The organism is Methylococcus capsulatus str. Texas = ATCC 19069, assembly GCF_000424685.1.
GTDB classification, from domain to species: Bacteria; Pseudomonadota; Gammaproteobacteria; order Methylococcales; family Methylococcaceae; genus Methylococcus; species Methylococcus capsulatus.
Window position 1 is genome coordinate 157,678 of sequence record NZ_AUKJ01000021.1, and the last position, 10,184, is coordinate 167,861.

The window sequence follows — 10,184 nt, forward strand, 5'->3', positions numbered from 1 at the left end:
GGCTCACGCGGCATTTTTGCGCTGTGCCTCGTACCAGCGTTGCTCGAACTGCATCGGGCTGAGGTAGCCCAGCGACGAATGCAGCCGGCGGTGATTGTAGAAAGCCATCCAGTCCAGTATGGCCTGCCGGGCCTGCTCGCGGGTGGCGAACTTGTGCCCGTGCACGCTGGCGGCCTTCAGCCGCCCCCAAAAGCTCTCGGTCGGGGCATTGTCCCGGCAGTTGCCCTTGCGGCTCATCGATGAGCGCATGCCCCAGTCCTTGAGGGCCTGCTGGAACTCATGGCTGCCGTATTGGATGCCCCGGTCGCTGTGGAAGATCAGGCCAGGCGGCGGGCGGCGGCGCCATCACGCCATGGCCAGGGCATCCTTGACCAAGCCCCTGTGCATGCGCTCCTGCAGGTTCCAGCCCACCACCTGGCGAGCAAAGAGGTCGATGACCGCAGCCAGGTACAGCCAGCCTTCGTCGGTGGCAATGTAGGTGATGTCGCCGCTCCAGAGCCGATGGGGCGCCTCGGGGGTAAAGCGCCGCTGCACCAGGTCGGGGGCCAGCGGCAGGCTGTGAGCGCTGTCGGTGGTCACGACGAACCGGCGGGGCGTCTTGGCCCGGATGCCGTGGCGCTGCATGAGCCGGCGAACCCGCTCCTTGCCCACCCGGATGCCGCGGGCCACAAGCTCCTTGTGCATGCGCGGCCAGCCGTATTCGCCCTTGACCTCGGCGTGGATGGCGCGGATGTGCGCCAGCAGGGCTTCGTCGCTGTGACGTTGGGCAGGGTCGCTGCGGCCCTGTCCATCCTCTTGCCGGCGCAGCCAGTTGAAATACCCGCTGGCGCTGACCTCCAGCACCTCGCAGGAGAGGCTCACCGGGTAGCAGCGCTTCATTGGGTCAATCCAGGCGTACCTCGCAGCGTGTCCTGCGCGAAGTACGCCGCGGCTTTTTTTTGCGATGTCGCGCTCCATGCGAAGGCGGGCGTTTTCGGCGCGCAGCCGGGCGATTTCCATCTGCCCGGGCGAGACCCGATCGGCTTTGTCTGCGCCGCCCACACCGCCGAGCCCGCCCTTGCCAGCCAGCCGCACCCCGTTGCCCAGACTCGCCTTGGGGATGCCCAAGACCTTGGCCACCACCTCTATCGCCTGCCCGGCGCGCACCTGCCGCACCGCCTCCAGCTTGAACTCCCGCGTGTACTGCGCACGCACCTGCTTGTCACTCATCGCTTCTGTCCTTGTCGACATTTTCAACAAGGGCTAAGCACTCCACTTTGCAGGGGCAGGGTCATACGACGGATGGCAGAGCTCGCCAGAACGATCCAGGGCAGTATGGTGATCTCGGTGAACGATATCCCGGAGATGCGGGAGGCATTTGAAGGGCTGCCCCTGGGACGCATCGGCATCCGCTACTCCTTTGGCAAGGATCGAGCGCTATTCGAGGCGTTGATCATCAGGAACCGCGGTTAGGGCTATGCCAATAGTCGGGCAAATCTGTGCCAAATCGCGCGCGGCCTTACATAAGTGCGTTGACACTTGGTTGACACCGGGAATGAAAAAGCCCTTCGCATTTGCGTAAGGGCTTGATTTCATTGGCTGGGGGACGTGGATTCGAACCACGGTTGACGGAGTCAGAGTCCGCTGTCCTACCGCTAGACGATCCCCCAGCAGAACTCGGTTAACGCTTGGAGTACTGCGGGCGGCGACGTGCCTTGTGCAGGCCGACTTTCTTGCGTTCGACCTCGCGCGCATCGCGGGTCACGTAGCCGGCCTTGCGCAGCACCGGACGCATGGCCTCATCCAGTTCGATGAGTGCGCGAGCCAAACCATGGCGAATGGCACCGGCCTGACCGGAAGGTCCGCCGCCAATGACTTTGACGTTGACATCGAGCTTATCGGTCATTTCGACCGCTTCCAATGCCTGCATGACGATCATACGGTCCGTCTTGCGGCCGAAATACTCTTCCAGCGATTTGTCATTGATGCGGATCTGGCCGGTGCCGGTCCGGGTGTAGACACGGGCGATCGCGCTCTTGCGGCGGCCCGTGCCGTAGTACTGGGTCTGTGCCATGTGCCTGAGTCGTTCGTTAGATTTCGAGAGGTTTCGGTTGCTGCGCCTGGTGCTGGTGGCTCGGCCCGGCGTAGACCTTCAGTTTACGGAACATCGCCCGGCCCAGGGGGTTCTTCGGCAGCATGCCCTTCACCGCGGTTTCGATGATGAGTTCGGGACGGCGGTCACGCAGCTTGCCCAGGCTGATCGACTTCATGTTGCCGATGTAACCGGTGTGTTTGTAATAAATCTTATCCTGTTCCTTGTTGCCGGTCACGCGCACTTTCTCGGCATTGACGACCACGATGTAGTCGCCGGTATCGACATGCGGCGTATACTCGGGCTTGTGCTTGCCACGCAGGCGACGCGCGATTTCCGTGCTCAGACGACCCAGCGTCTTGCCTTCGGCATCGACGACATACCAGTCGCGTTTAACCTCAGCCGGCTTTGCGCTAAAGGTTTTCATTTTTTTACGCTCCGTTCTGGCGCCCCAATCAAAGCGCGCAATTCTATCCAAGCGGCCACTGAAATACAAGCACATTTTCAGCTTCCGGACCCTGCGTCACGGTATTCCGGCACCAGATGGCACAGTTCCCGAAAGACCCCGTCCTGGTCGAAACTGCGGCAGGCTGCCTCCATCGCGGCGATCCGGGCCGCGACGAGAGAACGGTCACACGGCGGCGCCTGGGCCAGCATCAGCTTGGCATGACTGGTCGGCTGGAGCTTTTCGAAGCCGAGGAATAGCTCCTCATGCATTTTTTCGCCGGGCCGCAGGCCGACGTATTCGATGGCGATGTCCGTCCCTGGGCGTTTGCCACTGAGACGGATCATCTGTTCGGCCAGGTAGCCGATGCGGACGGCCTCCCCCATGTCCAGCACGAACACTTCCCCCCCCTGGCCGGTCGCGGCCGCCTTCATGATGAGCTGACAAGCTTCGGGAATGGTCATGAAAAACCGCGTGACTTCCGGATGCGTCACGGTAACCGGCCCGCCGTTACGGATCTGCTCGCGGAACAGCGGCACCACGCTGCCTGCCGAGCCGAGCACGTTGCCGAAACGCACGGTGATGAACCGCGTCGCCGTGTGACCGTTGTAACTCTGAACCACCAGTTCGGCGGCACGCTTGGTGGCACCCATCACGTTGGTGGGATTGACCGCTTTGTCCGTGGAGATCAGCACGAATTCGCCGACCCCGTGCTCGACCGCGACTTCGGCCACCGTGCGCGTCCCGATCACGTTGTTGAAGACCGCTTCCCGGACCTGCTGCTGCAGCAAGGGCACGTGCTTGTAAGCCGCGGCATGGAAGATGATGGCCGGTTTGTGGACGTCGATCGCCCGTCTCACCGAAGCGGCATCGGTGACGTCTCCCAATACGGCATGTATCGCCATGTCGGGAAAGGCCTGCCGTAGTTCGAGCTCGACGCGATACAGATTGAATTCGCAGTGTTCGAAGACGACCAGACGTCCCGGCGAGAATCGCGCGATCTGCTTGCACAGCTCCGAGCCGATGGACCCGCCCCCCCCCGTCACCATGATGCACTTGCCATCGAGGTAACCGGCCAGTTCGGCGGAATCCAGCCTCACCGGGGCGCGACCCAACAGGTCTTCGATGGACACGTCCCGCAAGGCATCGGACACCCGCCCTCCCCACATCTCCTGCACCGACGGCAGCGTCAAAAACGGCAGGCCGGTCGTCTCGCAGATCTCGACGATGCGGCGCATGTCCCGATCGCCGGCCGATGGCATCGCGATCAGGATGGCCTCGATGTCCAGTTCTTCGGCCAGCGCAGGGATACGGTCGCAGGAACCGCGCACCCGCACACCATGGATTTCCCAGCCACGCTTGTGCGGGTCGTCATCGACGAATGCCACCGGTGCGAAAGCCGATTCGCTGCTGCGCAGCAGGTCCCTCACCAGGGTTTCGCCGGCCTTGCCGGCTCCCACGATCAGGGCGCGGCGTCCGTTCATCAGGTGCACGGAGCGATCCTTCCACATCCGGTACAAGGCGCGCGGCGTCGACAAAAACAGAACCAACAGCAACGTGTAGAGCGGGATGACTGAACGTGGCACGGCGTCCAGCCGCTCCAGGAAGAAAAGCGCCGCGACGATCAGGACGATGCCGCTGGCGGAAGCTTTGGCGATCCGAAGGAGATCGGGCATGGAAGCAAAACGCCAGATGCCCCGGTACAGGCCGAACAGGCGGAACACCGCGCCCTGGATCACGGCCACGAGAGGGAGCCATTTGATCGCGACGCTCAGGTGCGGCTCCGGCACTTCGGACAGATTGAAGCGCAACCAATAGGCGCCGAACCATGCCAGCGGCACCATCAGCAGGTCGTGCAGGAAAATGACAGTGCGCGAACGCAACTTGTCAAGGTGTGCTCGAATCACAGATCAAAGCTCGGGTTGGCCGGCTCGCAGGCGGATCGCCAGACAGAGCAGCGGCAGATAAGCCAGTATCAGCAAGGGCAGTTCCAAGGCCGGATTCCAGACCACGAACCCTGCCATCGGCAGCAGCCACAGCAGGTTGATCGCCAGGACGCGATGATCGACCGGCGCGTGTCCCCCCAGTCTCCGCGCAGCGTGTTGATAGGCATGCGAGCGATGCGCCTCGTACCAGCGCTGGCCGCCGGTCATGCGGCGAACCAACGTGAAGCTGGCATCCACTACGAACACCCCCGCCAGAATCAGCCACACCGCGAGGCCCAGCGTCCCGGTCTTCGCTGTCGCGATCGCTTCGCAGCCCAGCAGATAGCCTACGAAGCCGCTGCCGACGTCGCCCATGAAAATCTTCGCCGGCGGCCAGTTCCACGCCAGAAAACCCAGGGTAGCGGCAGCCAACAGACCGGGCGCGACGGGCAGCGCACCGCCTGAAGGCAATGATAACAAAAGCAAGAGCGTGGCACTGGCTCCCACACTGACCACTTCCAGCCCGGCCAGACCGTCGATGCCGTCCATGAAATTGAAAAGGTTCAGCATCCAGGCGATGACCAGCACGCCGATGAAATCGGCGAAGGCTCCGGAACCGAGCGAAACGGGTCCCAACCGTAAAGGCATGTCGCCCGGCAGGCTCGCCACGGCAAGGGCCGCCGCCGCCAGATGGGCGAGCAGGCGCCAGCGGGCGGACAGATGGCCATGGTCGTCCCAGAAGCCCACCGCCGCGACCAGGACGCCGCCAGCCAAGACAGCGAAGCCGACGGCGAACTCCCCGACGACCAAGCGCCAGTAGACCTCCCCCCCCAACAGCGCCAACACGATGGCCAGACCGCCACCCCGCGGCGTCGGCACCCGGTGGGAACTGCGGGCGTTGGGAACATCCAGCAGGCGCCGTCGCGCGTATCGCAGAACGGCTCCGGTAAGCCCCAGGGACAGGGCGAATACGCCCAGGAAACCGGCGATCGAGGACGAAACAGACATGAAGAACGAATCAAACTGGAATCGGAAAGACAGCAGACACTAAAAAATATAGATATATATATATTTATTTTTATTCTTTCTATTCATATAAAGACGTGCATACACTGGCGCCATCCGAACAACGAGCGTCTGCTCCTACACAGGAAGGGAGGAATCCATCGTGACCCAGCATTCGCAGAAAACACCGCCATCCGAACCAGCCTCCGCAACGCCGGACACGCAGGCCGCCCAGATCGTCGAGGCGCTGAGCGGCATCCGCTTCGGCTCGGTGGAGATCACCGTGCACGACGGGCGCATCGTGCAGATCGAAAGGCGGGAGAAATTCCGGCCCCAAACCGCGGTCTGAATGAACTCCGATCGCCCTGCCCACCGGCCTTCCGGAGGCACATCAGTATAACTAAAACATGAATTTGCTACGGAACTGACCGGAACACCGGAAGTTCTCCGAGCCGACGAACGGAGAAACTTCCCGATGTACAGAAAAAAAGCCCTGACGCTTGCAGTGACGACGCTGACGAGCCTCAACGCTCCGAATCTGAACGCCAAAACCCAACACGACCGCGTGGACGTTCTGGAAGCGCGTGTCCACGACTTGGAATCGAAGCTGGAAAAGGCTTTGCATGCGCTGGAAGCAGCCTCGGCCAAACAGACGACTGCGGCCGCCGCGGCTCCCGTGCCCGACATCAAAAAGATCGACCAGAAAGTCAAACTCATCGAGCGTAAGCTGGAAGTGGACAAAGAGGTCTCCGACGGCAAGTGGGCCAAACTGCCGAACGTCGAGGTCGGCACGCAAGGACTCAACGTTGAAAGCAAGGACGGCAATTTCAAGCTGAATTTCCGCGGACTGGTACAGGCCGACGGCTATTATTTCGTAGACGACGAGGATCCGAACAATGTCAACGGCGACGGTCTCGTCAACCGCTTCATCATGCGGCGTGTCCGCCCCATCTTCTCAGGCACCCTCTGGAAAGACATCGACTGGCGCATCATGCCCGACTTCGGCATGGGCGCGGCCCGTCTGTTCGACGCATATGCCGACCTGCGCTATTTCCGCTCGGCCAGCCTGGCGGCGGGCAAGTTCAAGGCTCCCATCAGCCTGGAGCGCTTGCAGAGCGCCTCCGCCCTGACCTTCCTGGAGCGCGGTTTCCCCACCCAGCTCGCCCCCAACCGCGACATCGGCGCCATGCTGCATGGCGAATTCGACGGCCCGTGGGAGACCGAATCCACCCGCAGTTACAACCTGTACCAGTTTCCGGAGTTTCTTGCCTATCAGGTGGGCATCTTCGATGGCACGGTCAACAATGGCAACATCGACAGCCCCACCACGGATGGAAAACAGGTGGAAGCCCGCATCTTCGCCCATCCTTTCAAGGGCGCCGGCCTTGACGCCGTGGAAGGACTGGGCGTCGGCATCGGCGGATCCTGGGGCCACCCCAATGATTCGGCGACGCCGACCTACGCCACAGCCGGCCAGCAAACCATGTTCAAGTACGCATCGGCAGCGCGTATCGACGGCACCCAGTACCGTATCTATCCGCAGGTTTACTGGTATTGGGGACCATTCGGCCTGATCGGCGAGTATGCGTTTTCGCAGGCCGGCGTGGCCAACCAAAGCACGGTGAACACCGGCACGGGACCACACACCGTAACCAAGTACTCGACCATCGAAAACGACTATGCCTGGAACGTCACTGCATCCTACGTGCTGACCGGCGAGGACAACACCTTCCAGGGCGTGCGGCCGCGGCATGCGTTCAACCCTTTCGAAGGGAAATGGGGCGCCTGGCAGGCCGCCGCGCGCTGGACCGAAATCGCCTTTGACAGTGACGTCTTCCGGAACGTCGCCAAGCCGGGCAGCTCGACGCCGATCTATGCCTTCGCCGATCCCCGCCAGGCGGTCCGGAACGCAACCAACTGGTCGATCGGCATCAACTGGTGGCTCAACCAGAACGTCAAGATCATGGCCGACTACAACCAGACGTCCTTCCAGGGCGGTGGCGGAGTCTACGACTCCAAAGGCACGCTCACCAACGACGTAGTCGACCGGGCGACGGAAAAAGTCTTCGACACCCGTATCCAGGTTTCGTTCTGATTCGGCGTCGTACCCGGCATCTCGATGCCGGGTCTGGGAGCTTTGTTCATTCAATCGGGGAATACCACATGAAACTCTCGATCAAGGCAGGCGCAGGCGCATCCCTGCTCGCGCTCGCAGCACTATTCGGTGCCGGCACGGCCCCGGCCTCGGACCTGACCCTGCTCAACGTGTCATACGATCCGACCCGCGAGTTCTATCAGGATTACAACGCCGCCTTCACCAAGCACTGGAAGGAAAAAACCGGCCAGACGCTCGAGATCCGCCAGTCGCACGGCGGCTCGGGCAAGCAGGCGCGGGCGGTGATCGACGGACTGGACGCCGATGTCGTCACCCTCGCTCTGGCCTACGACGTGCACCAGTTGCACGAGAAGCGCAAGCTGATCTCGGCGGACTGGCAAGCCAAGCTGCCCCACAACAGCGCCCCCTACACCTCCACCATGGTATTCCTGGTGCGCAAGGGCAACCCTCTGGGCATCAAAGACTGGGACGATCTGGCCAAGACCGGCGTATCGGTAGTGACGCCCAACCCGAAGACCTCGGGCGGCGCGCGCTGGAACTACCTGGCCGCGTGGGGCTACGCCCTGAAGAAGTACGGCAACGAGCAGGCGGCGCGGGACCTGGTCGCGAAGATCTACAAGAACGCCGCCGTGCTCGACACCGGCGCCCGCGGCTCGACCATCACCTTCGCCGAACGGGAAATCGGCGACGTGCTGATCACCTGGGAAAACGAGGCTTACCTCATCCTGAAAGAGTACGGCGCCGACAACTTCGAGATCGTCGCACCCTCCATCAGCATACTGGCCGAACCCACGGTCACCGTCGTCGACGACATCGTCCGCCAGCGCGGCACCGGCGACGTCGCCAAAGCCTACCTGGACTACCTTTACAGCCCGGAAGGCCAGGAATTGGCGGCCAAGCACCACTACCGGCCACGCGACCAGGCGGTACTGGCCAGACACGCCAAGGATTTCGCCCCCATCCAACTGTTCACGATCGATGAATTGTTCGGCGGCTGGGGCAAGGCGCAGAAGATCCACTTCGCCGACGGCGGCGTCTTCGACCAAATTTACAGCGCCAAGTGACGGCCGTAGTACCGGGCGCCCCGGAGTTCGGCACCCGTCACCGGAGCGCACCTTTATCCCGCCGCCCGTTCAACCCCAGACAAGAGCCAACGCGATGAACCGCACAACCCGATGTCAGATCCAGATGAAGCCCGCATCCGCGCCTCGAATGCACCCGTCGGAACGATACGAACCACCGGACACCTGACGAAATCAGTCTAGCGAGGACACCGACTATGCCACTTTTCGAACTCGTCAATTGCTTCAATCAAAAACTCAAGGAAGAGCAACTGCTCTCGGAAAATCCCCTGGAACTCCACGGCGACCGCGTCGAAGGCCGGTTCGGCGACGTCCGCCTGAGCACGGAACTGCACCCGATCCGGTTGACCCATGCGCCTTCCATGGTGGTCGGCTACGACGCATCGCTCAAGGCCGCCCAGACCGCAACATCCGGTGACAGCACCGAACAGGTCTACGCCCTCGCCGACGACGGTCCGCCGGTGGTCAACCTGGACCGGCTCTGCCGCACCATTCACATGCTGAATTTCCTGCCTATCGCCCATGACGACGGCAGTCTGTTCCTGCATGTCCACCCGCGCCACATCCTGGGTGTGAAACGCAACCACGGCGCCTACTTCGAAGACGTGATCTTCCGCTGCGGGCTGTCGCCGCGCCGGGTGGTCATCACCGTACAGGTGACGCCGGTCTACGACCGCCAGTTCGTCCGCCTGCTGGACGGGCTGAAGAGCTACCGCGATCACGGCTACGGCACGGCCATCAAGTTCGACGAGCACGCCGACTACGCCTTCCTCGAGCGCTACTGCATCGAATTCCTGTATCGCTTCGCGCCGGATTTCGTGCGGCTCGACACCGCCTTCTTCGCGCATCCGAACACACGACCGGAATGGGCGAAAAGGAGCCAGAGCCTACCCGCCGTCATGCGTGGACTGGATACCCAGTTTCTGCTGGAAGGCGTCGAAACGAAAGCCGACGCCGCACTGGCCCGGATCGTCGGCGCCGACCTGGTCAAGGGCGGCTATTACGAACGGCTGGAATACGGGGAACGCGAACCCGATTACGCCATCGCTTGATCCCCGTCGGCGACCCGGTAATCCCCCCGGCCAATGAAGGGGTTCAGAAGTAGAATTTTCTCGTTAATGGGGAGTTCTGCATGAAGAAGCCGAAGTTTTCGGACAGCCAGATCATCGAGGCGCTGAAGCGGGTTGAAGCTGGGCTGTCGGCGCAGGCGTCGTGCCGGGAATTGGGGATCAGCACGGCGACGTTTTACAAGTGGCGAGCGAAGCATGGCGGCCTGGACGTGTCGATGATGGCCCGGATGAAGGAACTGGAAGCCGAGAATGCCCGGCTGAAGAAGATGTACGCGGAGGAGCGCCTGAAGGCCGACATTCTTCAGGAGGCGATTTCAAAAAAGTGGTGAGGCCATCTCACCTCCGTGAGATGGCCAAGCGTGCTGTCAGCGGGCACAGGGTGTCAATCCGCCTTGCCTGCGCGACATTTCAGGTCAGCGGAACCTGTTATCGGTACAGCGCCAAGCGCAATGCCGAGAACGAAGAAATCG

Annotated in this window: 9 protein-coding genes, 1 tRNA gene and 2 pseudogenes; 6 read left to right on the top strand and 6 right to left on the bottom strand. The window is 62.1% G+C overall.

Annotated elements, in window-relative coordinates; all coding sequences use genetic code 11:
- Positions 1-3 precede the first annotated feature (3 nt).
- Positions 4-1,209, bottom strand: a pseudogene (locus tag H156_RS16050) (IS3 family transposase).
- Between the two features lie 72 nt (positions 1,210-1,281).
- On the opposite strand from H156_RS16050, the gene H156_RS17040 reads away from it, so the two are divergent.
- Positions 1,282-1,452 (top strand): hypothetical protein, encoded by a 171-nt coding sequence (locus tag H156_RS17040; RefSeq protein ID WP_154656707.1) that lies wholly within the window; start codon positions 1,282-1,284, stop codon positions 1,450-1,452.
- 123 nt (positions 1,453-1,575) lie between these two features.
- Here the strand turns inward: H156_RS17040 and H156_RS0110265 are convergent.
- The 5 genes from H156_RS0110265 to H156_RS0110285 all read right to left on the bottom strand — a co-directional run bounded on the left by H156_RS0110265 (position 1,576) and on the right by H156_RS0110285 (position 5,449).
- Positions 1,576-1,649 (bottom strand) — tRNA-Gln (locus tag H156_RS0110265).
- Positions 1,650-1,660: 11 nt separating this feature from the next.
- Positions 1,661-2,053, bottom strand: a complete 393-nt coding sequence (rpsI, locus tag H156_RS0110270) for a 30S ribosomal protein S9 (protein ID WP_010960216.1) — start codon at positions 2,051-2,053, stop codon at positions 1,661-1,663.
- Positions 2,054-2,069: 16 nt separating this feature from the next.
- A complete protein-coding gene (rplM, locus tag H156_RS0110275) occupies positions 2,070-2,498 on the bottom strand; it encodes a 50S ribosomal protein L13 (protein ID WP_010960215.1) in 429 nt (142 codons plus the stop codon).
- A gap of 77 nt (positions 2,499-2,575) precedes the next feature.
- Positions 2,576-4,399, bottom strand: a complete 1,824-nt coding sequence (locus tag H156_RS0110280; protein WP_238536791.1) for a polysaccharide biosynthesis protein — start codon at positions 4,397-4,399, stop codon at positions 2,576-2,578.
- 27 nt (positions 4,400-4,426) lie between these two features.
- A complete protein-coding gene (locus tag H156_RS0110285; protein ID WP_017364327.1) occupies positions 4,427-5,449 on the bottom strand; it encodes an MraY family glycosyltransferase in 1,023 nt (340 codons plus the stop codon).
- Between the two features lie 160 nt (positions 5,450-5,609).
- Here H156_RS0110285 and H156_RS17355 point away from each other — a divergent pair, with 160 nt between their 5' ends.
- The 5 genes and pseudogenes from H156_RS17355 to H156_RS0110310 all read left to right on the top strand — a co-directional run.
- Entirely contained in the window at positions 5,610-5,795 is a 186-nt protein-coding gene (locus H156_RS17355; RefSeq protein ID WP_017364326.1) for a YezD family protein, read from the top strand.
- Between the two features lie 126 nt (positions 5,796-5,921).
- Positions 5,922-7,541, top strand: a complete 1,620-nt coding sequence (locus H156_RS0110295; protein WP_017364325.1) for an OprO/OprP family phosphate-selective porin — start codon at positions 5,922-5,924, stop codon at positions 7,539-7,541.
- Positions 7,542-7,609: 68 nt separating this feature from the next.
- The gene (locus H156_RS0110300; protein WP_017364324.1) at positions 7,610-8,626 is read left to right on the top strand and encodes a sulfate ABC transporter substrate-binding protein; all 1,017 of its coding nucleotides are present in this window, start codon (positions 7,610-7,612) and stop codon (positions 8,624-8,626) included.
- Positions 8,627-8,841: 215 nt separating this feature from the next.
- Entirely contained in the window at positions 8,842-9,696 is an 855-nt protein-coding gene (locus tag H156_RS0110305; RefSeq protein WP_017364323.1) for an EAL domain-containing protein, read from the top strand.
- Positions 9,697-9,776: 80 nt separating this feature from the next.
- Positions 9,777-10,184, top strand: a pseudogene (locus H156_RS0110310) (transposase); the annotation flags it as partial.